The 23,166-nt window shown below is 50.0% G+C and carries 17 protein-coding genes; 8 read left to right on the plus strand and 9 right to left on the minus strand.

The annotated features are described in order from the left end of the window. Positions 1 to 11 precede the first annotated feature (11 nt). On the plus strand, positions 12 to 2,579 hold the full coding sequence (locus ACR9Y8_RS17165; RefSeq protein ID WP_481214469.1) for a DUF3857 domain-containing protein: 2,568 nt from the start codon (positions 12 to 14) through the stop codon (positions 2,577 to 2,579). A gap of 57 nt (positions 2,580 to 2,636) precedes the next feature. On the opposite strand, the gene ACR9Y8_RS17170 is transcribed toward ACR9Y8_RS17165, so the two are convergent. The 5 genes from ACR9Y8_RS17170 to ACR9Y8_RS17190 all read right to left on the minus strand — a co-directional run bounded on the left by ACR9Y8_RS17170 (position 2,637) and on the right by ACR9Y8_RS17190 (position 7,927). Continuing rightward, positions 2,637 to 2,966 (minus strand): Dabb family protein, encoded by a 330-nt coding sequence (locus ACR9Y8_RS17170; protein WP_481214470.1) that lies wholly within the window; start codon positions 2,964 to 2,966, stop codon positions 2,637 to 2,639. Between the two features lies 1 nt (position 2,967). Beyond that, a complete protein-coding gene (locus ACR9Y8_RS17175; RefSeq protein WP_481214471.1) occupies positions 2,968 to 4,278 on the minus strand; it encodes a metal-dependent hydrolase family protein in 1,311 nt (436 codons plus the stop codon). A gap of 39 nt (positions 4,279 to 4,317) precedes the next feature. Next, positions 4,318 to 5,514: an FtsX-like permease family protein gene (locus ACR9Y8_RS17180; protein WP_481214472.1), complete on the minus strand. Its 1,197-nt coding sequence runs from the start codon at positions 5,512 to 5,514 to the stop codon at positions 4,318 to 4,320. A 16-nt stretch (positions 5,515 to 5,530) separates the two neighbouring features. Continuing rightward, entirely contained in the window at positions 5,531 to 6,181 is a 651-nt protein-coding gene (locus ACR9Y8_RS17185; RefSeq protein WP_481214473.1) for an ATP-binding cassette domain-containing protein, read from the minus strand. A 72-nt stretch (positions 6,182 to 6,253) separates the two neighbouring features. Beyond that, positions 6,254 to 7,927, minus strand: a complete 1,674-nt coding sequence (locus tag ACR9Y8_RS17190; RefSeq protein WP_481214474.1) for a hypothetical protein — start codon at positions 7,925 to 7,927, stop codon at positions 6,254 to 6,256. A gap of 282 nt (positions 7,928 to 8,209) precedes the next feature. On the opposite strand from ACR9Y8_RS17190, the gene ACR9Y8_RS17195 reads away from it, so the two are divergent. The 7 genes from ACR9Y8_RS17195 (at position 8,210) to ACR9Y8_RS17225 (ending at position 20,227) form a co-directional block, all read left to right on the plus strand. Then, positions 8,210 to 8,497 (plus strand): YciI family protein, encoded by a 288-nt coding sequence (locus ACR9Y8_RS17195; protein ID WP_481214475.1) that lies wholly within the window; start codon positions 8,210 to 8,212, stop codon positions 8,495 to 8,497. Between the two features lie 399 nt (positions 8,498 to 8,896). Continuing rightward, on the plus strand, positions 8,897 to 12,142 hold the full coding sequence (locus ACR9Y8_RS17200) for a SusC/RagA family TonB-linked outer membrane protein (protein ID WP_481214476.1): 3,246 nt from the start codon (positions 8,897 to 8,899) through the stop codon (positions 12,140 to 12,142). Between the two features lie 17 nt (positions 12,143 to 12,159). Then, the gene (locus ACR9Y8_RS17205; RefSeq protein ID WP_481214477.1) at positions 12,160 to 13,866 is read left to right on the plus strand and encodes a RagB/SusD family nutrient uptake outer membrane protein; all 1,707 of its coding nucleotides are present in this window, start codon (positions 12,160 to 12,162) and stop codon (positions 13,864 to 13,866) included. Positions 13,867 to 14,120: 254 nt separating this feature from the next. After that, the gene (locus ACR9Y8_RS17210) at positions 14,121 to 14,546 is read left to right on the plus strand and encodes an SRPBCC family protein (protein ID WP_481214478.1); all 426 of its coding nucleotides are present in this window, start codon (positions 14,121 to 14,123) and stop codon (positions 14,544 to 14,546) included. Positions 14,547 to 14,753: 207 nt separating this feature from the next. Continuing rightward, a complete protein-coding gene (locus ACR9Y8_RS17215; protein WP_481214479.1) occupies positions 14,754 to 15,818 on the plus strand; it encodes an efflux RND transporter periplasmic adaptor subunit in 1,065 nt (354 codons plus the stop codon). A 36-nt stretch (positions 15,819 to 15,854) separates the two neighbouring features. Further along, the gene (locus ACR9Y8_RS17220; protein WP_481214480.1) at positions 15,855 to 18,926 is read left to right on the plus strand and encodes an efflux RND transporter permease subunit; all 3,072 of its coding nucleotides are present in this window, start codon (positions 15,855 to 15,857) and stop codon (positions 18,924 to 18,926) included. Between the two features lie 2 nt (positions 18,927 to 18,928). Continuing rightward, positions 18,929 to 20,227 (plus strand): TolC family protein, encoded by a 1,299-nt coding sequence (locus tag ACR9Y8_RS17225; RefSeq protein ID WP_481214481.1) that lies wholly within the window; start codon positions 18,929 to 18,931, stop codon positions 20,225 to 20,227. A gap of 9 nt (positions 20,228 to 20,236) precedes the next feature. Here ACR9Y8_RS17225 and ACR9Y8_RS17230 read toward each other — a convergent pair whose 3' ends face one another. From ACR9Y8_RS17230 to msrB, 4 genes are all read right to left on the minus strand, one after another. Continuing rightward, positions 20,237 to 20,773, minus strand: coding sequence for an SRPBCC family protein (locus ACR9Y8_RS17230; RefSeq protein ID WP_481214482.1), 537 nt, complete (start codon positions 20,771 to 20,773; stop codon positions 20,237 to 20,239). 22 nt (positions 20,774 to 20,795) lie between these two features. Then, entirely contained in the window at positions 20,796 to 21,488 is a 693-nt protein-coding gene (locus tag ACR9Y8_RS17235; protein WP_481214483.1) for a hypothetical protein, read from the minus strand. A 94-nt stretch (positions 21,489 to 21,582) separates the two neighbouring features. Next, positions 21,583 to 22,440, minus strand: coding sequence for a LytTR family DNA-binding domain-containing protein (locus ACR9Y8_RS17240; protein WP_481214484.1), 858 nt, complete (start codon positions 22,438 to 22,440; stop codon positions 21,583 to 21,585). Positions 22,441 to 22,451: 11 nt separating this feature from the next. After that, positions 22,452 to 22,922 (minus strand): peptide-methionine (R)-S-oxide reductase MsrB, encoded by a 471-nt coding sequence (msrB, locus tag ACR9Y8_RS17245; RefSeq protein WP_481214485.1) that lies wholly within the window; start codon positions 22,920 to 22,922, stop codon positions 22,452 to 22,454. Positions 22,923 to 23,166 lie beyond the last annotated feature (244 nt).

Consider the following 23,166-nt stretch of genomic DNA (forward strand, 5'->3'; position numbering starts at 1 on the left):
AAAATATAGTCATGTACCGCCTTTTTTATCCCTGTATGCTGGCACTGCTGGCAGTGTCGTTCTGTTTTCCCATGCGTACAAGTGCGCAGCACAAGAATTTCAGTATCAGCCCCGCACCTCAGTGGCTGGTACCGTATAAGCCCGATCTGCAAAAAACGCCCGATCTGCGTGAAATCAGCAATGGCTATTACATCCGTTTATTTGAAGAACAGTATCATGCCGAGCGTAAAAGCCAATACCGCCATGTGCTGCGGCAGATCATATCAGAAGCGGGCGTACAGAATGGCGCTGAGATCTCAGTAGACTATGATCCTGCCTATGAACAATTGAAATTCCACCAGTTGGTGGTGCGCCGTAACGGCACTGTGATCAACCAGCTGAGCGCCGGTAAGTTCCGTTTTCTGCAGCAGGAAAAAGAGCTCTCCCGTTTCATCTACAGTGGCTTATACACCGCTTATTTCATCGTTGACGACGTTCGCAAAGGCGACCAGATAGAATATGCCTACACGCTGGAGGGACATAACCCCATCTTCGAGGATAAATATTTCAATACCTTTTATTTTGGCGCTGGCGAGCCGGTGATGAACTTCTATAAAGCACTGATAGCAGCTCCCTCACGCCAGCTGCAATTCAAAGCATTCAATAAAGCGCCGCAACCGCTTAAAAAAACTTTCCAGGGCATGGCCCTGTACGAATGGAACCTGATGCAGATCACCAACCGGCGGGAAGAGAACTATACTACACCCTCCTGGTACAGCACCTATCCTTCCGTGCAGGTCAGCGAATATAGCCGCTGGAACGAAATTGTGAGCTGGGCGGTACAGGTTAATACCATTCAGAACGCCATGACACCCGCCTTACAAAGCAAAGTGGATGCCTGGCTGAAACAAGGCGCCGGCAACAAAACGGCCTACCTGCAAAGCGCTGTAAGATTTGTGCAGGACGATATCCGCTATATGGGCATTGAAATGGGCGAGTACTCGCACCGTCCCAGCCAGCCCGGCAAGATCCTTACACAACGTTTCGGGGATTGCAAGGATAAGTCCCTGCTGCTATGCACACTCCTGAAGGCGGGCGGCATTGATGCAAATGTGGCGTATGTGAATACTGATGCCAAAGGGTCTATAACGGATTACCTGCCCTCTCCTGTTATGTTTGATCATGTCATCGTAAACGTCAACCTCGATGGCAAAAGCTATTGGATAGACCCCACGATCAATTACCAGCGCGGCCTTGTTACCAGCATCACCATACCTGATTATCAGAAAGCATTGGTGATCAAACCGGGGAATGGCGCATTCAGCGAGATCCCGCAAAATGGCACCGGCACTACCAGGATCACAGAAACCTTCACCCTGCCGGCTGACAACAAGCAAGCCGGCAAGCTGGAAGTATTTTCCAGCTACTCCGGTCAATACGCCGATGATATCAGGGCCGATTTTGCTGAATCCAGCCTGAAAGATCTGCAGCAATCCTACCTGAATTATTACAAGGATATCTATGGCAACGTAACAACGGATTCCGCCGTTCAGTTCTATGATCTGGACAATGGCCCCGATGTTGTGGAAATAGCGGAGCGATATGCGCTACATGAGCCCTGGACAATAGACAGCACCGACAGGAACAAACAAATGTTCTACGTCAGGGCCAAAATGCTGACAGACCTGCTTCCTATACTGGATACAGACACCTTTGACGCTCCGCTGGCGCTTAGATATCCCTATTCGCTCGACTATACATTGACATTCGATATGCCGGAAGATTGGTCTTTCGACGACTCCAAACTGCACCTGAAAAATAAATACTACCGACTTGATTTTACCTCTTCCGTTTATGGGCACACGGTAAAGCTGCACTATCAATACACCTCTTACCAGGACCATATTCCCGCAGAAGACCTGGCCGCCTATCGTAACGACCGGAAAGAGATCTCTGAGAACGCCTCATTTACATTCACCTGGAATAAAGGATTAAGTACATCAAAACCCAGTGGAGGCAACTCCGGGGGGATTAGCCTGATTTTATTGGTGCTGGCCATGCTGTTCACAGGTATTTTCAGTTACATCGCAGCAAAGTTCTACGAAAGGTCAGTACTGCCTGTAAAATACAGCCCTGATCCCTGGAATATCGGCGGATGGCTCTTCCTATTGAGTATTGGTATCGTGTGCTCTCCGCTGGTAATACTGATACAAACTATCAACGGAGGTTATCTGGCAAGTGCTACCTGGGAGGCTTACATTCGTGCGGAAAATAGTCAGCCGAAGGTGCTGTTACTCATTGCTGAACTGGCAGCTAATGCATTTTTATGGGTGTATTCTGTCTTGCTGCTTATTCTTTTCGTAAAACGGAGAGATACTTTTCCGGCTGCCTGTATTGTTTATTATGGGGCTACGCTGATTATCCAGGTATTAGATGCTTCGGCAATCATTACTTTAAACCCCTCCTTTAAATGGAGCGGTGAATCAATGTCCACCATAGGGCGTACAGCTATTGCTGCTGCCATCTGGATACCTTATCTGCTAAAATCTGAACGTGTAAGGAACACCTTTGTAGTACCTCACGCTTCAGCCGTGCAATAATTACTTCAAAACAGCGGTAAGCTGTTAGTATACAAGCTTACAGCTTACCGCTGATTCCTAATAATCTATTGTCTCAGAATCAAATATCACCACCTTATCCCACAGGTGTTTACAGTTCTCTACAAATGCCTTGTGTATAGGATGTTCCTGGTAAATGTCATGATCTTCTATGCTATTGAACACTGTCAGCTCACAGTAGCTATAGCTTTTGTCGATCACCGGGCGATCTGTGCTGGCGGGCTTGCCCAGGTTAAACACCTGGATCGCCTCTATAGCGCCTAAAGAGCTGACGCCATCCTCAAACTTTTTAATGTCTTCAGCAGAAAGTCCTGGCTTCAGGTAAAAGTTTACCACGTGTACAAATTTCTTATCCTTTGGTTTAAGCATATCAATCATTTTTTGCGGTTCCCAAGTTAGCCGTTGTATTTTTAAAAACCAACCCGTCTTTCATTACAAAGCTTACACGGCCCATGCTTTGAATATCCTGTAAAGGGTCTCCGTCCACTGCAACAATATCTGCCAGCTTGCCGGCTGTAATGCTACCCAGCTTGTCTTTCATGCCCAGCAGGTCTGCAGCCTGTATGGTAGCCGCTTTAATGGCTTCCATGGCCGGCATGCCGGCTTCCACCATATACGTGAACTCCAGCCAGTTCTTGCCATGCATATATACGCCGGCGTCTGTTCCAAAAGCAATCTTTACGCCGGCTTTGTAGGCCTTCGCAAAGGTGCCCTGTAACCGGGGCCCGATGGAGGCTGCTTTGGGCTGTACCAGGGGAGGATAGTACCCTGGTATCCTGGAAGAATCAGCAGTAGATTTTCCAGCGATGATAGTAGGTACATACCAGGTACCGTATTGCCTGGCCAGGGCCATGGTTTCATCATCCATAAAAGTGCCGTGCTCTATGGAGGTAACGCCTGCGCGTATAGCCCGTTTCATGCCTTCTACCCCATGTGCATGGGCGGCCACGGCAAAGCCATAGTCTTTGGCCGTTTCCACAATGGCCTTCAGCTCTTCTTCTGTAAATTGCGGGCTGCTGCCATCTTTGGCAACGCTCAGCACACCGCCTGTAGCGGTGATCTTGATCAGATCGGCGCCGTTCTTATAGGCCTGGCGCACGGCTTTACGGCATTCGTCCGGACCGTTCACTACTCCTGATTCGGGCCCCGGGTCTCCCATCAGGTCTGCGCGATAACCGTTGGTAGGATCTGCATGTCCGCCGGTGGTAGCGATGGCCTTACCGGCGGTAAATATCCTTGGGCCTTTTATAAGGCCTTTATTGATCGCATTACGTAATGAGATGTTTACGCCGCTGCCGCCAAGATCGCGTACCGTAGTGAAGCCTGCCATCAAAGTACGTTCTGCAAACACCACGCTTTGGAAAGCATAATCTGCAGGGTTCATGGTAAACTTTTCCGAATAGGCATTCTTGTTAGTCTCTGTCTCCATATGCACGTGCATATCCATCCAGCCGGGCGTGACCGTTTGTTTGCTCAGGTCAATGACCTTGTCCTGGGCGCTGCCTTTTACAAATCCGTCTTTTACATCACTGATCTTATTACCAGTGATAATAACGGACACATTCTTACGGGGTGCATTGCCGATGCCGTCTATCAGCGAACCGCAATGCAGGATGGTGCTCTGGGCATAGGCGCTGCCAAGCCCGAGGGCCAGTAGTACGGTCAGTAAGTTGGTCTTCATACAACAGATACTGGATTTAATGGTTGACAAAATGAGTAACTAGCTATGTTGTGCTATGTATTTACGAACGTTGCGCAGGTTCACCGCATATACCAGCAGCAATACCAATATGGCCGCTGCCACGGTACCAGGGCCAGGCCAGGCCGATATAAACATGGAATGTGCTGCCAGCTGGCGTGCAGCCACCCATTGCAGCAATGCGACCAACAGCAGGGCAATAATGCCGGTAACCAGATATAGAGGCGCAAACTGCCGCATGAGGTAACGCCGCAACTGCCCGGGCGCCGTGCCCAATATCACTAACAACTGTATCTCCTTTTTGCAGGAGGCGATTACCAGCTGAATGAACATGCTGAACACCAGCAATGCAAACAGCAATAAGACCACGCCAAAGAACCCGATCACCGATACAATGGTTTGTACGATCAGTTTTGTCTTGCTGTACTTTACCTTATCCTGGTTGGTGCTATATCCTTTCTCTTGGAGGAAGCTTACCAGCGCAGGGTTGGCGGGATCACGGGTTTTGATCACCACTCTTGACGGAGCGGTGGCCATCCCGCTCCCAAAGCGCCGGTTGGCCCATTCCATAAACGATGCAGGCACCAGGAAGGAAGAGATCCGGTCAGAGAATCCGACGATCCTTCCGGTGAACTGTTCTGACAGGAGCCCTTTTGAGATAGTGATCTTTACCGGCAGGTTCTTTACCGTCTCCTGCGATACCTGTGGAAGGTTTTGGCTCAGTGCAAATCCGAAATTGTAGAGGTTCAGAAAATCATTGGGGAGAATAATGGGGATATTGTGCTCTCCCTCCTGCCACTGCCATTCATCATTTTTTACATCGATAAACGAATCAGGAACTGATTCAAAGAACATGTCTGTATAAAACTGCAGATCTCCGGGTGCGGCCGCCGTTACCTTGAACTGGCTGGATGTAATGAACCCTGCTGCCTCCACAAAAGGCTGCTGTTTTATCTGCGCCATTTCTTCGGGAGTGAACATGCTTTTCTCCGGCTGTCCCATCATGGCGTTGGTGATCTTTTTATTGATCACCAGGAAGTCTGCGCTCTCGTTCTGGTTTTGCCGCCCGTACAGCAACTGGTTAAAGTTAGTATGAGCCTGTATGGCGATCAGCAGGAGCACCATGGCAATACCCAGGCCCGCAGTGGCCATCACCAGCCGCGCTTTACCTACGCCGGTTTGTATGATCTTCTTTAATAGCGTAAAAAATGGGAACATGTGATCGGCTTTTAGCTCATAAATTCATCTTCACGTCATAAGGGAAGCGGGCATCGCTGTCCAGGTCTGTCAGTATAAATCCTGCCTGCCGTGCCCTGCACTCCTCTGCTATCAGCGCTGCGGCCCGCTGAGCATTCTCTTCGTCAAGATGGCTGAAAGGCTCGTCCATCAGCAGCCATTTGAAAGGCTGCACCAGGGCCCGTATAATGGCGATACGCTGCCGCTCTCCGTAAGACAGGGTACGGCCGCTCTGTTGCAGCACATGGCTTACCTGCAGCTTTGCCGCCATCTCTTCCACCTTTTCACGGGTACAATAGGGCTGCGGCAACATCACCCGTTTCAGTTCAATGTTCTCCAGGGCGGATAGCTGCTCAAACAGCCGCAGGTCCTGGAAAATAATGCTGACCTCCTGCTGCCGCATGGCAGCCAGGGCCTCCTTATCATATTCCTGCCATAACTTTCCGTTTATCAACACCTTTCCCGCATAGTCGTAACGTACGTGGTACAGGTAATGTATAAGGGTGGTTTTACCGGTGCCGGATGGCGCCTTGACCTTCACAAACTGGCCCGGCGGGAACTGAACGTCTTTATTCCAGATATCCGAATCCCTTTGTTCCAGCTTCTCGCGCAGGGGCAAAGGTATCAGGTGATGCAATTGGATCAGCATATACTCAATAAACCTAAAATGTGAAACGAGCGCCATCAGCTGATAGCGCTCGTTTTTGTTCTGTTTAATATCTTATTGTCCTGATGCTGCCGACACGCTGTCTGCCTTAATAGCATCTGCAACGGCTTCTTCACCGGAAGCTGCCTCTTTCTGCTGGTGCTCTCTGTAATACTTAGCAACAGCGGTGCTCAGGTTCACCAATTGTACCAGGCTGTTTTCCTGTTCGTTTCTGAAAGTCAGTATCACCTGTGATTCCTGTAGTTTGCCATTAAAGGGCTGGCTCACTGCTTTCAGGTCTTTCAGGAGGCTCTTTACCTGCAGGGCCAGCGGTTTGCCGTCCTCCGGTATTTCTTCTTCAGGAATATTTTTTACCAGCTTCTCAATGTTCACATAAGCGCCCATCGGGTTACCTTTTATTTTACCTGCAATGTCGCTGTCAATCTTGGCTTTGTTTTTACCCGCCAGGTATTGCTGCAGCACTACGCTGTCGGAGGCTGCCGTTACAAACTTATCTGTGATAGACAAGGCAGGCATATTAGGCATTTGCTGTTCCATTACATAGCGGTCGCCTTCTTTATGGAAGATGTTGCTCACCAGCGGAGAGTTCATCAGCTTTTCAAAAGCAGCCTTATCTCCCACTTTCATGGCAAATACCCATTTGCTGTCTGCACTGGTAGTGCTGTCTTCGGGGAAATACGGCAGGGGTTTCTTCTTTACTGAAAAATCAGAAGCGGCAAATATCATCTGGCCTTTAAAGGCATTCAGTACGTCATCCAGCGTAAGACCGGATTTTCCCATCATCATATTCACAATACCATCTGTACCGGTGCTTTTAATAATGTCGCCTATCATGCGCAGGTCAAAGCCATACGCTAAGAAAGCGTCAATGGAGTCACCAGGGTATTTTTCCAGCATGTCCAGGTCCAGGGTATTATTGCCGTACTTTTTGTAGATGTCAGACATCTCCTTACCGGCATAAGACTTACCGTTCATTACTACCTGGCCTTTATCAAAGCTCACGGAACCTGCATAATAGCAGTCTTCGAGCAGTTTCTTGAAATTGGCGGGCAGCATGGTAACCTGGTTGTTATAGATCACTTCCGGGTGGATAAAGAAGGTCATATCGGCGCTTTCCTTCAGCAGGCCTTTGAAAGCCTCTATGGAACCTGCTGTTTCGCTATCTTTCAGATGGAAGAGGTTGTCCAGCACCCCGGCCCATTGTTCTTCTGTTCCGGCATCAACCGTAACAAAGGCAGCGGGCGCGGCAACTGCAGAGTCAACGGCTTCACTGCCTTCTTCCTCCATATTGTCCTGATCGCCTGCGCCGGGTATGCCCGGAACTGATTTTTTGCCTTTGTTCTTCAGCTCATCCAGGTCAAAGGGCTTCAGGAAGATCACAGTTGTCTTGGTCCATCCTACAATGGAATTGGCGTCTGCCAGCCAGGCATAGGTGAAATCTTTCCTGGTCTTAGAACTGAAGCTGGCGCTGTTTTCTTTCAGGAAGGCCTCAAATTTGCCGGCATCCTTCAGGCTGCCGGTAAGGCTGGCGTAAGACTGCTTTTCCGGTCCGAACACTACAGTGGCAAAGAAGTTACTGTTCAGGTCCACACCGGAATTCTCAACATTTTTCAGGGCTTTTGCTGCCTCGCTGCTGGTATCTTTACCCTGCAGGGCGGCAAAGAGTTTGTCCACTGTTATCCCGTTGGTAATCAGCTTTTGTACGATCTGCTTGCTGTTAACCCCCACAACGATCCCTGCAGATTTTGGGATGTGTTTGCTTTCCTCAGGTATTTTGGAACAACTGCTGAACACAATTGCCGCAGTAAGCGCGGTTAACAGAACCCGGGAAATTGTACTGTGCTTGAAATGCATAAGAAGGGATTCAAAAGATTTAGAATATGATGAATACGTGAAATTACAGAAAAATCCTCCCTTCCACGCACAATAAGGCAAATGCTGCAATTGTTTTCTACCTTTGCAGAACGGGTTTTAACTATTCCTATTAACTAGAACACTAAGAGCGCCAACATGTTCCTCATTTTGTTGCAATATATCCGGCCGTTAACGGCTATCGAGCACTATCTGGATGCCCATAGAGCATTTCTTGAAAAGTACTATCAAAGCGGACAGTTTATCTTGTCTGGCCGCAGAAAACCAAGATCAGGCGGTTTGATCCTGTGCAAAGCCGCCAGCCGCAGGGAAGTAGAGCAGATCATAGCAGAAGATCCCTTCGATAAATACCAGCTGGCATTATACGAGATCATTGAATTTGAGCCTACCACTTACGTTAACGAGCTGCAGTCCTACTTCTCCTGACCGATGATGTTCAAGTAGCCTATACCTCGTATCCCTTTATTGCTTGTAATCCGCATCTATAGTTTCCTTCCGGGAGCATGGGGATTTCTTTTTCTTGAAAAAAGGTTGCAATCGAGTGTAAAAGTTTGTACCTTAATCCCACCGGGAAAGTCCCGGGCATTTTCACGTTATAAAAACAAGCGTTATGTTATCTTCCTATTGTAGCATGATGTTGACTGTAGTGTAGTGTAGATATAATTCCGCTTTATTGCCGAAACCAGATATTGTGAGCTTCCACGTTGCTCAAGGGGGAAAAGGTGTGTCCACGCATACCTGCACCAATTCCATGCCCACGCCACACGCAGAAGTCCGTAATATATAATCTATCAACCATCCTTCTACACTTAAAACCAGCGACTCATGAATGTTCACGTTAATTTACGTCTGCCACGACGCGCAGCACTATGGCTGCTCCTGTTGCTGGGCGCCGCCCCTGCTTTTGCCCAGCAGAAGAAGATCACCGGTACCGTTACCGATGAAAAAACACAAACCCCGCTGCCCGGCGTTACAGTAGTGATCAAGGGCACCAACCGGGGTACTGCCACCACTCCAACCGGCACTTTCTCCATTGACGCCAAAAAAGGCGAAACCCTTGTATTTTCTTTTGTGGGGTATACTCCCAAAGAAGTGTCCGTAGGTGAAAACGCTACCATGAACGTTGCCATTTCCGAAAACATCGGCAACCTCAACGAAGTGGTAGTAACCGGCTATGGCAGCCAGTCTAAAAAGGATATCACCGGCGCGGTAGCCACGGTAGATGTCAAAAAACTGCTGTCCACACCCGCCTCCAACATCGGCCAGGCGCTCCAGGGCCGTGTTGCCGGCGTTACCATTGGCACAGATAACAGTCCCGGAGGTAATGTGATGGTACGTATCCGCGGTTTCGGCACCATTAATGACAACTCGCCGCTTTACATTATTGACGGCGTGCCTACCAAAGGCAACCTCAATACGCTCAACCTGGGCGATATAGAATCCACGCAGATCCTGAAGGACGCCTCCGCGGCCTCTATCTATGGTTCCCGCGCCGGCAACGGGGTGGTGATCATTACCACTGTCAAAGGCAAGCTGGGAAAACCTAAAGTGAGCTATGACTTTTATTACGGCACCCAGCGCCCCGGCAAGTTCCTCGATCTGCTCAATACCGAGGAATATGCCAACCTGCTCTGGGAATCCCGCAAGAATGCCGGTAACGTTGGGGCCAACGGCAATCCCACCCATGCCCAGTTTGGCAACGGGGCCACTCCCCGCATACCCGACTATATTTTCCCGGAAGGAGCCATGGAAGGCGATCCCCGTGTAAATCCGGCCAACTATACCACGGATATCGAGAGCCCGGACTTCAGGAAAAGCAAATGGCTCATTACCCGTGCCAATAAAACCGGTACCAACTGGATGGACGAAATCTTTGATCCGGCTCCCATCCAGAACCACCAGCTGAAAGTATCCGGTGGCAGCGAGACCGGCCGCTATGCCATGTCGCTCAACTACTTTAACCAGGACGGTATCCTGATCTATACCGGCTATAAACGCTATTCTGTCCGCGCCAATACGGAGTTCAATGTCTCCAAATCCATCCGCGCGGGCGAGAACTTCCAGGTAGCCTATGGCGAAAGGATCGGCCAGCCTGCCGGTAACCAGAACGAAGGCAACCCGATCTCCTTTGCCTATCGTATGCAGCCCATCATTCCCGTATACGATATCATGGGCAATTTTGCCGGTACCAAAGGCGGCGATCTTGACAACGCCAAGAACCCGGTAGCCGCCCTGTACCGCAATAAAGACAACTTATCAAAAGAGCTGCGCCTCTTCGGTAATGCCTGGGCAGAGGTAGACATCCTCAAGAACCTCACCGTTCGTACCAGCTTCGGTATAGATTTCAACTGGCTTAACTATAAGAACTTCGTGATCCGCGATATAGAATCCAGCGAATCTGCCAGCGTGAACAGCCTTACCATCAATTCCAACTATGGTAATACCTGGACCTGGTACAACACGCTTACCTATCGCTTTGACCTGGGCACTAAGCACCACTTCAACATCCTTGGTGGTACAGAAGCCATTTCCAGCATGTTTGACCCGCTCACCGCGGGCCGTCAGCGCTTCTTCCTGGACGACCTGGATAACCGATACCTGGATGCCGGTAACGGTAGTACCGCCACCAACAGCGGTGTCTATAACAACTGGAGACTGGCCTCTGAATTCGGTAAGATCAACTATGGGTACAATGATAAATACCTGGTTGACTTCACCCTGCGCCGCGACCGTTCTTCCCGTTTTGCCAAAAGCAATAACGTGGCGCTGTTCCCGGCAGCCAGCGCCGGATGGCGTATCTCTGAAGAACCGTTCATGAAATCAGTTACCGCCGTGAACGACCTTAAGCTGCGCGTAGGCTGGGGTAAAACCGGTAACCAGGAAATAGGAAACTATACGCCCTATACAACCTTCTCTACCAACCCGACCAACTCCTTTTATGACCTGAACGGCTCCAAGACCTCCTCCCTGCAGGGCTATGAACTGAGCCAGTTCGGCAACCCGAATGCGAAGTGGGAAACCACCACCAGCACCAACATCGGTATAGACGCTACCTTGCTGAGAGGAAAGCTGGGTTTTACCGTGGACCTGTATCAGCGTAAAACCAGCGACATGCTCTTCCCGGTAGAGATCCAGTATACACAGGGCCAGGCCACCAACCCCTTCCGCAATATCGCCACCATGGTGAATAAAGGGATTGAGCTGGGCCTGAACTACTACGGCGACGCACTTAAAGGCGACTTCACCTACGATCTGAGCGTAAATTTCAGCGCCTATAAGAACGAAGTGCAAAAGACCGACGGTAATCCCAACACCCGCTTCTTTGGCTTTACCACCCGCCTCCCGGCTATGACCGTTACCCAGGCAGGTCATCCCATTTCGTCCTTCTTTGGGTATGTAATTGACGGTATCTTCCAGACAGATGACGAAGCCGCCAAAGCACCGTTGCAGTTCAGCAATACACTGGGCGCCAATAACAAAGCAGGGCAATTCCGCTTCCGCGATGTGAACGGCGATAATAAGATCGACGCTAATGACCGTACCATCATCGGCAGTCCTCACCCGGATTTCACTTACGGTTTCAATGCGGAATTTAAATACAAACAGTTCGGTCTTACCCTCTTTGCACAGGGCGTACAGGGCAACCAGCTGTTTAACTATGTGAGGTACTGGACAGACTTCCCCACTTTCGCGGGCAATCGTAGCCGCCGCATGCTGGAAGACTCCTGGCGTCCGGGCAAAACAGATGCAAAACTGCCCCAGCTCCGGTCTAATGACGTGATCAGCAGCAACCCCTCTACTTACTACCTGGAGAACGGTTCCTACCTGCGCGTTAAGAACATCATGCTTTCCTACAACCTGCCGGAAAGCCTGCTGAAGAGAGTGGGTATCAGCTCATTGAAAGTATATGTACAAGGCCAGAACCTGCTCACTTTTACAGGCTATACAGGTCTTGATCCCGAGATCAACCTGCGCAACTACGATCCTAATAACGACCGTCATATGGGCGTGGATGAAGGCGCTTATCCGATGTCTAAAGTGTACCTGGTAGGAGCTAACCTTACTTTCTAAACACTAAACTATCTGTTATGAATATACGCAAACTACTATATACCGCGATTTTACTGGCGCTGTCTACAGCCTGCAGTAACAGCTTCCTGGATCTCAAGCCCAAAGGTGTGTTGCTACCCGAGCAATTGAATACTCCCAACGGCGTAAATGCGCTGCTTATTTCCGCCTATTCTCTTTTAGATGGCGTAGGCGCGGGGAACACTGTTTATCACAGTTCTGCCGACAACTGGGTGTACGGCAGCGTAGCATCAGACGATGCCTATAAGGGAACCACCGCTGGCGACCAGCCCGCTATCAGCTTCATAGAGGTGTACAAGATCCTGCCGGATAACGACTACTTCCGCGGTAAATGGCGTGCCGTTTATGATGGTATTGCCCGCACCAACGACGTGCTGCAAACATTGGCCAAGACAGACGCGATCGGCGATGAAGACCGTACCCGCATCACAGCAGAGTGCCGCTTTCTGCGCGCCCACTATCATTTCGAAGCCAAGAAAATGTGGAACAAGGTGCCATACATAGATGAGAAAACCTATAATCCGGAAGATCCGGAAAGCACCAAGGTGCCAAACACAGAGGATATCTGGCCCAAGATCGTGGAAGACCTGCAATTTGCCTATCAGAACCTGCCCCATCGCCAGTCTCAGCCCGGCCGCGCAACCAAATGGGCTGCTGCTGCGCTCCTGGCCAAGGCATACCTCTTCCAGCGCAAATTTACAGAGGCTAAAACCCTGCTTGACCTGATCATGACCCAGGGCGGTTACCGGCTGGTAGACCGCTACGCCGACAATTTCCGCGCCGCCACCAATAACAACCCAGAATCTATCCTGGAGGTTCAGCACTCCGTAAACGACGGTGCTCCCGGTGGCCAGAACGGTAATGAAGGCGTTACGCTCAACTATCCCTATGGCGGTCCTACTAACTGCTGTGGCTTCTTCCAGCCCTCGCAGAACCTGGTGAATGCCTTTAAGACAAACAACGGCCTTCCCATGCTGGACAATTTCAATGATGCGGATGTTACCAATGACCAGGGCATTGAATCCAACGCCCCCTTTACGCCTTATGCCGGTACCCTGGATCCACGTCTTGACTGGACCATTGGCCGCCGTGGTATTCCCTACCTTGATCACGGCCTGCACCCCGGTAAGGCCTGGATCCGCGATCAGGCATATGCGGGCCCATATTCGCCCAAGAAACATATGTTCTATAAGTCTGATCTTGGTAACGCCACCTCTACCAACAACCCACGGCAGAATGCCAACAACTACCGCATGATCCGTTATTCTCACGTGATCCTCTGGCTGGCAGAATGCGAAGCAGAAATTGGTTCGCTGGAACGCGCCCGCGAACTGGTGAACATGATCCGGCAACGCGCCGCCAACCCAGACGGCTTTGTGAAAATGCCCGACGGTACCAACGCTGCCAATTACAGCATCAGCCTGTATACTACGCCCTGGGCCGATAAAGCCACTGCGCTCAAAGCCATCCGCTTCGAAGATCGCCTGGAATTCGCCATGGAAGGCCACCGCTTTTTCGACCTGGTACGCTGGGGTATCGCTAAAGATGTGTTAAATGCCTACGTTGCCAAGGAGAAACTGAAACGCACTTATTATAACGAAGCCGTTTTCGGCGACAATAACATCTATTATCCAATCCCGCTGCAGGAGATCGTAAATAGTTCAAAAAATGGACAACCCACGCTTACGCAGAACCCGGGGTATTAGTGAAAGTATTATTAAATATAGGGACCGTCCGCCGTTGGCGGGCGGTCTTTTTTATTTCTGATTGTTAAGAGCGTCTAGCCCTAAAATAGCTATACAGGTGAAGAAATAATCCTGCTACTGGTTATACTAACATAAGTGTTTGATGTCGCATAACACCCTTAATAAGTCCCATTCTGCCATTTTCACTTCCTTATTTCCTGCCTATGTTTGCATCATCGAACAAAACGATTCTAAAACCTAAAAAAATCATCATCATGGAAACAACAGCAAACAAATCAATCACCGTTCAAAGCACTGTTAATGCTCCTGTAGAAAAAGTATGGAAATACTGGTCTGAGCCCGCTCATATTACCCAATGGTGCCAGGCTTCTGATGATTGGCATGCCCCTAACGCCGAGAATGACTTACGCACCGGTGGTAAATTCAGCACCACAATGGCTGCTAAAGATGGAAGCTTCAGCTTTGATTTCGGTGGCATTTATGACAATGTACAAGAGCATAAACTGATCGAATACACTATGGGCGACGGCAGAAAGGTATCCGTTGTTTTCACAGCAAAGGGCAATCAAACTGAAGTAGTAGAAACTTTTGACATGGAAAACACCCACTCAGAAGAAATGCAGAGAGGCGGCTGGCAGGCTATACTGGACAATTTTAAGAAGTATACTGAAGCGAATTAATGTTCCTTCTTGTCATCCCCTGAAGATATTTGGACCAGCCGGGCCGCATTCTTAGAGAATATGCATGCGGCCCGGCAAAGAGCGAACACCCACCACTGTTAACTACTGTTAATACCTTTCAACGCCCTATCCACCCTGCCCACCGATACTAATTGCCCATTGACCGACACCCCTCCCCCTCCCTCCCCTTATCTCTAGTTTTGTTGCATGGCAAAACTGATTACCGGAATATTAGGAACATGCGTGCTCATTGCCGGATGCAACGGAAAAGCGGAAACACCGCACTCGGCGCCCAGACCCAATCCACCCGCTATTGTGGACGTGATTGTGGCGACCACCAGCCCGGTGAACAATACTATAGAAGCCAGCGGCACTATCGTGGCCAATGAATATGCAGAACTGCATCCCGAGATAAGCGGCCGCATCACCTACCTGGATGTGCCCGAAGGTACCCAGATAGCAAAAGGGACACTCATTGCACGTATCAATGATGCTGACCTCCAGGCACAATTGCAGAAATCCAAAGTACAGCTGGACCTCTACCAGAAAACGGAAGAACGCGATCGCAAACTGCTGGCCATTAATGGCATCAACCAGGCCGATTATGACCTGGCCCTGAATAACGTGAACAGCACAAAAGCAGATATCGACTACACCCAGGCCCAGATAGATAAAACAATCATCCGCGCGCCCTTTAACGGAATCATCGGCCTGCGCCAGGTAAGCATCGGCGCTTATGTAAGCCCCACCAATGTCATTGCTACCATACAGCAGCTGGATAAGATCAAAGTAGATTTCACCCTGCCGGAGCAATACGGTTATGTAGTGAAGAAAGGAGGAACCGTAGATGTTGTAATAGACGTAGCAGGCAACATTCACCGCAAAGCGCAGATCATCGCTACCGAGCCACAGATCACCGCCACGAGCCGCAACGTAAAGGTACGGGCGCTGCTGGAGGAAGGCAAAGGCCGTCCGGGCGCCTTTGCAAAAGTATATATCAACGCCGGAGCTGATGCAAAGTCCATCCTCGTACCTACCAATGCCATCATCCCCAATGATAAAAACAACCAGGTGATACTGGTAAAAGATGGCAAGGCCACTTTTACAGATGTACGCACCGGCGTAAGAGAAGCTAACAATATTGAAATAACAGACGGTGTAAACCCCGGCGACACAGTAGTGGTCACCGGTGTGCTGTTTGCCAGACCGGATGCAACGCTGAAGGTGCGCGGTGTGAAAACACTGGCCCAGCTGGCCGCAGAACAGCAATAAGATCGTTAGACGGAAACCAGACTTAAGACAGTAGCCATGAATATTTCTGAACTGTCACTGAAGCGCCCTGTGCTGGCTACAGTGATGAACCTGTTGATCATTTTGTTCGGGGTAATTGGATACAGCTTTCTCGCTGTAAGGGATTACCCTGCCATAGACCCGCCGGTGATCACCGTGAGCACTAACTATACCGGCGCCAATCCCGATGTGATCGAAAGCCAGATTTCGGAACCGCTCGAAAAACAGATCAACGGCATCCCCGGTATCCGTACCATCACCTCCACCAGCTCGCTGGGAAACAGCTCCATCACCGTAGAGTTTAACCTGGGCGTAGATCTGGAAGCGGCCGCCAGTGATGTGCGCGACAAAGTAAGCCAGGCCACCCGCTCCCTCCCGCTGGATATTGACGCGCCTCCGGTGGTTACCAAGGCAGACGCCAACAGCGACCCTATCCTCATCCTGGCCGTGCAAAGCCATACCAAAAGCCTCATGGAGCTGAGCGACTATACTGACAATGTGCTGCAGCAGCAACTACAGACCATTGACCAGGTGAGCTCCGTAAACGTATTCGGCGACAAAAGCTATTCCATGCGCATCTGGCTGGACCAGGCCAAAATGAACGCTTACAATATCGCCTTCAATGATATCAGCACCGCCCTTAATAATGAGAATGTACAGCTGCCCGCCGGTAAGGTATACGGCAACAATACGGAACTTACCATCAATACCCTGGGCCGCCTCACTACGGAGAAAGACTTCCGTGATCTCATTCTTCGCGAAGACAGCAGCGGCATTATTCGCCTGAGCGATGTATCCCGTGTGGAGCTGGGCCCGCAGATAGAAGAGCAAAGCTGGAAATACAATGGCGTAAATGCCATCGGTCTGGCCATCATTCCCCAGCCTGGCGCCAACAATATCCTGATCGCAGATGAATTCAACAAACGGCTGGAACAGATCAGGAAGGGAAATAAATCTGACGTAGAATTCCATGTACTCATAGACAATACGCGCATCATCCGCCAGTCGCTGGCTGAAGTGCAGGAAACATTGCTCATTGCCTTTGCGCTGGTAGTGCTTGTGATCTTTTTCTTCTTCCGCAACTGGCTCATCGCCATTCGCCCCCTGATAGATATACCCATCTCGCTCATTGCTACTTTCTTTGTAGTATATGTGGCCGGCTTCTCTATCAATATCCTCACCCTGCTGGGCATTGTACTGGCTACGGGACTCGTGGTGGATGATGGTATCGTAGTAACGGAAAATATCTTCCGCAAGCTGGAACAGGGAATGCCTATTCACAAAGCAGCGCTCGAAGGCAGTAAAGAGATCTTTTTTGCCGTGATCTCCACTTCCATTACGCTGGCGGTGGTGTTTATGCCCGTGCTTTTCCTGCAGGGCTTTGTAGGCCGGCTGTTCCGCGAGTTCGGCGTGGTGCTGGCCACCGCAGTGCTGATATCGGCCTTCGTATCCCTCACCATTACACCGGTATTGAATGTATACCTGAACAGGAAGAAGCCCGGGCACGGCTGGTTGTACGACAAAACAGAACCATTCTTCACCGGCATCGAAGACGGTTATAAGCGGATACTCCAGGGTTTTATGAAAATGCGCTGGTTGGCATGGGTGATCATAGCCGTTTGCGGTGTCATTATCTGGCTCATCTTCCGTAGCATACAGAGCGAGATCGCCCCACTGGAAGACCGCAGCAGCATCCGCTTCTCCGTTACATTGCCCGAAGGTTCCAGCTTTAACTATACTCAACAGGTAACCGATCGTATCACCAATTACCTGTACGATTCTATTCCGGAACGGGACTTCGTGTTTGCCAGAACACCCGGCGGCAATGGCACTGTTATGAATACGTCCCAGCCACGCATAGGCCTGGTGAGCCCGCGTGAGCGCACCCGCAGCCAGAACGATATCACCAACGACCTGCAGCAGAAGCTACGCCGCTTCAACGACGCCCGCATCTTTGCCATCCAGGAGCAGACAATCGCGGTAGGCTCCGGCTCCAAGACCAGCCTGCCCATACAGTTTGTGCTGCAAAACCAGGACCTTAATAAACTGAAAGAGGTAATCCCGAAATTCCTCGATGAGGCGCGTAAGGATAAAACTTTCTCTAATGTGGATGTGGATCTGAAATTCAATAAACCCGGCGTAGAGATCAGCTTTGACAGGATCAAGATCAAAGACCTGGGCCTTTCTACCAACGATGTTGCCACTGCCCTGCAGTCGGCCTTCAGTGGTGGCAGGCTGGCTTACTTTATCATGAACGGCTACCAGTATTATGTGATCGCACAAATGGAAAGAGGAGAAAGAAATACGCCCGCAGACATCAGCAATATTTATGTGCGCAATAAGAACGGAGACAATATCCCGCTCTCTTCCGTAGTGCACATCAATACCAATATCAGCCCGTCTACGCTCTATCACTTTAACCGCTACAAGGATGCTACCATTTCTGCATCCCTGGCGCCTGGCAAAACCATTGGCGATGGTATAAAAGCCATGCAGGCAATCTCCAGCCGCCTCCTGGATCCGGGCTTCCATACTTCGCTGGCAGGGGCTTCCCGCGACTATGCAGAAAGCTCTTCCAACATCGTGTTTGCTTTTATGTTAGCGCTCATCCTGATCTACCTGGTACTGGCTGCGCAGTTCGAAAGCTTTATCGATCCGCTTACCATTATGCTCACCGTGCCGCTGGCATTAGCGGGTGCGCTGCTAAGCCTGTGGATCTTCCATCAAACACTGAACATCTTTTCAGAGATAGGTATGATCATGCTGATTGGCCTGGTTACTAAAAATGGTATCCTGATCGTAGAGTTCACCAACCAGAAACGGGAGATCGGCATGTCTAAAACAGCGGCGGTGATAGAAGCAGCCTCGCAACGTTTGCGCCCTATCCTGATGACCAGCCTTGCTACCTCTCTTGGCGCCCTGCCCATTGCGCTCAGCCTGGGCGCAGCATCCACCAGCAGGATCCCCCTGGGCATTGTGGTAGTAGGCGGTATTTTATTCTCACTGGTGCTCACGCTCTTTGTGATCCCTGCCGTATACACCTACGTTTCCGGTAAGCACAAAGCGCATGTTCCCGTCATAAATGATTAAGCATGAACAAATGGATTTTATATATCGCCATCCTACTTTCACCGGCAGCGCTGCAGGCACAGCAACTTACACTGCGCGACGCGGTGGAGACTGCGCTGAGAAACAACCTGGGTATACAAGTGGCCCGGAACAATGCCACCGCCGCCGGGATCAATAACAGCTATGGCATAGCAGGTGGCCTGCCCCAGGTTAGCGCCACCGGTTCTAATGTAGAACAGGTAACCAGCATTAAGCAGGAATATGCCAACCCGGCCAATAACAAGACCAGCAATAATGCCTCTTCCAATAACCTCAGCGCATCGCTCAACGCGTCTATGCTGCTCTATAATGGCAACAGGGTACAGAACGCACATCACCGGCTGGGCCTTATTGAATCGCAGAGCAAACAGCAGCTCAATTCCAGGGCGCTCACGCTGGTATACAATGTAATGCTGCGCTATTACGATATCATCCGCCAGCAAAGCTATGCCCGCACACTCAGCGCGTCTATAGATGTTTCGCGTGAAAAGCTGGAGATCGTCAAGGCGCAGCAAAGCGCTGGTGTGGCCAACAATGCAGACCTGTTCCAGGCGCAGGTAGATCTCAATACCCAGGTACAGAATCTGCAGGCGCAACAGCTGGTGATAGAACAGGCTAAAACAGACCTGCTTACACTGCTTACGCTCAAGCCTGATTCTGCCATCAATATCTCAGATACCATCCTGGTAGACAGGTCGGTAGAGCTGGGCCCTGTGATCAGCGCCATCCAGTCCAACCCCGACATCTCCATGGCAGATCAGCAGATCTCTATTAACGAATACATTGAAAAAGAAACGGCTGCGCAGCGTTATCCATCACTCAGCGCCAATGCGGGATATAATTTCAGCCATACAAAGAATGCCGCCGGTTTCTCACTCCTTAACCAGAGCTACGGTCCTTTTGCAGGCGTGGGGGTAAGCATCCCCATTTTCAATGGCAGCATTTATAGGAAGCAAACGGAAATAGCGGATATCAACGTGAAGAATGCGCAGTTGCTGAAGGATACCCTGGTGCTGAATTATACCTCGAACGCGGTGAAGAACTGGCAGGCTTATAATAATAACCTGCAACAGCTGGAAACGGCCAAAGCTAACTATGAGCTTTCCGGTAAATTGCTGGACCTGGTTTTACAACGCTTCCAGCTGAAGCAGGCAACAATTGTAGATCTAAAGAATGCGCAGGATAGTTTTGAAAATGCAGGCTACCTGCTGGTGAATGTCAGTTTCTCTGCAAAAGCCGCAGAGCTGCGGCTGAAGTACTACGCCAACCAGCTGCAGTACTGATGCCGCGCTTTAGTGCGCCGCTTCTGCTTCTGCTATACGCTTAAGCTCCTGCAGACCGTTATCGTAATCTTTTTTCAGGGAACCTTCCATAAACAGGCCCATGATATTCTGCGGACGGCGAAATTCGCTGTCAAATCCCCAGGCCACAGAGGTTTTACCCTCCGCCTCATTCAGCTTGAAATAGCAGCTGGCCACTGATTCCCAGGGCTTGATGAAAGACAGTTTTTGCTGCACATTAGTGTACGGCTCCAGCGAAACATTTTCCAGTTTGCCCTCTCCTATCTTCTCGCCCTTCCATGCGCTGGCGGCGCCTACCGTGCCGTCTTCCCCGCTAAGGGTATGTTGTGCGGCAGGGTCCATTTTATACCAGGGGTTCCATTTATTAAATTCCTCGAACTTCACAAGATGTGGCCATACAGTGCTGGCCGGCGCATTGATCACCACAGAGCGTTCAATGTGCATTTTGGTGGGGGCGGTAAATAACAGGATAAGGAAGACCACAGCCAGGATGCCGATGATCCAGAGCAGTACTTTTACTACTTTCATGACAGTTGAAGGTTTAGTTCAACTAAATATACGTGATTTCCTGCTGCAAAGACGACGCAGGGCGCGTTTCTTCCTTCTTCCGGTATCGCCTGATAGCCATGGTGATCAGGCTCAATCCTATCACTGCAGGTGCCGTCCATACCACCAGGCCGGGTAAGAAATGTACATTCACTACCATAAAGGCAGTTACCGCTGCGATGTAGGCCCCTCCCATACCTCCGATGTGCGTATACAACCATTGCTTTTTATCTGTTGGAGGAATAAATAAGCGCTTCACATCCGATGCCGCCATACTGATCCCCAGCAAGCCGAAAAAGACAGCTACGATATGAATATAGTTTCCACGGGATAGCAGATGACTGACACCCCAGATCAACAGCCCGGTATTAAAGAGGATGCCAACACCGTTGATCAATACATCCGGCAGCGCGAGCTTCAGTCCCTGGTGCTGCCGCTTCAGATAAAGCGCCCGGTAACCGCGCAGCAGCATATGATAACTGAAAAAAGCTACCATCAGCAGGAATGTAAGCCCTTTAATGACCGACATGATCAGGGCGCTGACAAATACCAGGGTCATGGCAGCAAAGAATGTTTTTCCGCCTGCCCGGTGCAGACGCCCTCCTTTGCGGGTAACGATAGCCAGCAGACCGCTGAGCAGTGAAAGTGTGCCGCCGGCAATGTGAAAGATCAAGGTTGCAGAGAATAACTTTTCCATAAAAAAACCGTTTCTGCAAAATTGAAACACTCCGCCGCAGGGATAAAATGCAAGGGGCAGATGGGAAGGTTAATGGGGTGAACGGGAAGGCAAACTATAGTTTCTGCCGGATCTCATCATGCAAACTGCGGGATACCGGGAGCCATTCATCTGTATGCGCCAGCTGCAATTTATAACCCTGTGCATTGCCGTTGATACCGGTTACATGGTCCAGGTTCACCAGGAAGGTACGGTGACAGCGGAAAAACTGTGGATGATCTGCCAGGCTGGCGGCTGCTTTCTTCAGGGTACTGCGCAGCAGGGTTTGTTTTACCTGTCCCTGTTCCAGGTGATATACTTTTATGTAATTATCCGCGGCAGCGATAAATAATAGTTGAAAAGGGGCCAGTTGCAAACCACCCTCCGCGTTTTCGGCGCCAATGCATATCAGTCCCCCGGCTTTTTCCTCCTCATGCTGTTTGCGCTCCTGTACCTGGGCATCCATCATCCTGGCCTCTGCCGCATATTTTTTCTGCAGCCGGATCTGTGAATACATTACATACATGGTGATGGGCAGCACGCCTACGGCCACCGTAATGCCCTGAAACCAGATAATGGCGTGGAAGGAAAGGGAAGTGTTTAAGTACCAGGCTGTAAACAGCAGGTTGCCCAGCCCGATGAAGAACACGTCTAACAGGATAATAAAGATATGCCGCCCTACGGTCCAGTGTGATTCTGCAAAATAAGCCGGGAAAAGCAGGGGCCAGGTCCACATCTCAAAAAATATCACCAGGGCTGTTACCAGGCCATACCCGGCTACGCCCCAGGCAAGCCGGCGCAGCGGCAGTTCAGAAAGACCAAATGGTTGAAATACCAACAGGAAAAGACTGATAAATACACCGAAAACAAGCGGCGTGAATATCTTGCTGCGCATGGAAGCGCTGGGATAAGGCTGCTGTAAGAATGCTAACATCAGGGAGGTGTCTACTCCTTCTTGTCTTTGTATGATTTCTCTGCCTCTTTGGCTTTCTCAAAATCAAGTATGACAGAATTGATGCAGTAGCGCAGGCCTGTAGGAGGAGGTCCGTCGTCAAACACATGGCCCAGGTGGGCTTTGCAACGGCCGCACATTACCTCCGTGCGCTGCATACCGTGCGTATTGTCGGGCGCATAAATAACGCTCGTTTTTGTAAGGGGCTGGAAAAAGCTGGGCCAGCCGCAGCTGCTTTCAAACTTGGCGTCTGATACAAACAGCGGGTTACCGCAGGCAGCGCAGTAATAGGTACCCTTCTCCTTGCTATTCCAGTATTTACCTGTAAAGGCCCATTCCGTTCCCTTCTCTCTCGCTATATTATACACATCTGATGGTAAGATCTTTTTCCATTCCGCATTATCCAGGTTTACTTTAGTGCTATCGCTGCGGGAATAAACTTCATTTTTTTTTCCTTCTTGCATGGTTGGACTTTTTTGATCCACGTTTTGTTGTGAGTAAGAACAGTTACTGAAAAGAAAGGCCAGCCCCAAAATTACCAGACATCGTACACGCATATACTTTAAAGTTAGTACTGTTAAACTACGAGTTAACAGTTTTTATTATATAAAGATATTCCTTTTTTCGTCATTTAAGTTACGAAGACCGCTGCACATTGGCTTGTACAGATATGTTAAAATTCTCCCTTTCTGGCATGGCATTATAATT

It is taken from the genome of Chitinophaga sp. SVR4-12A (assembly GCF_056754765.1).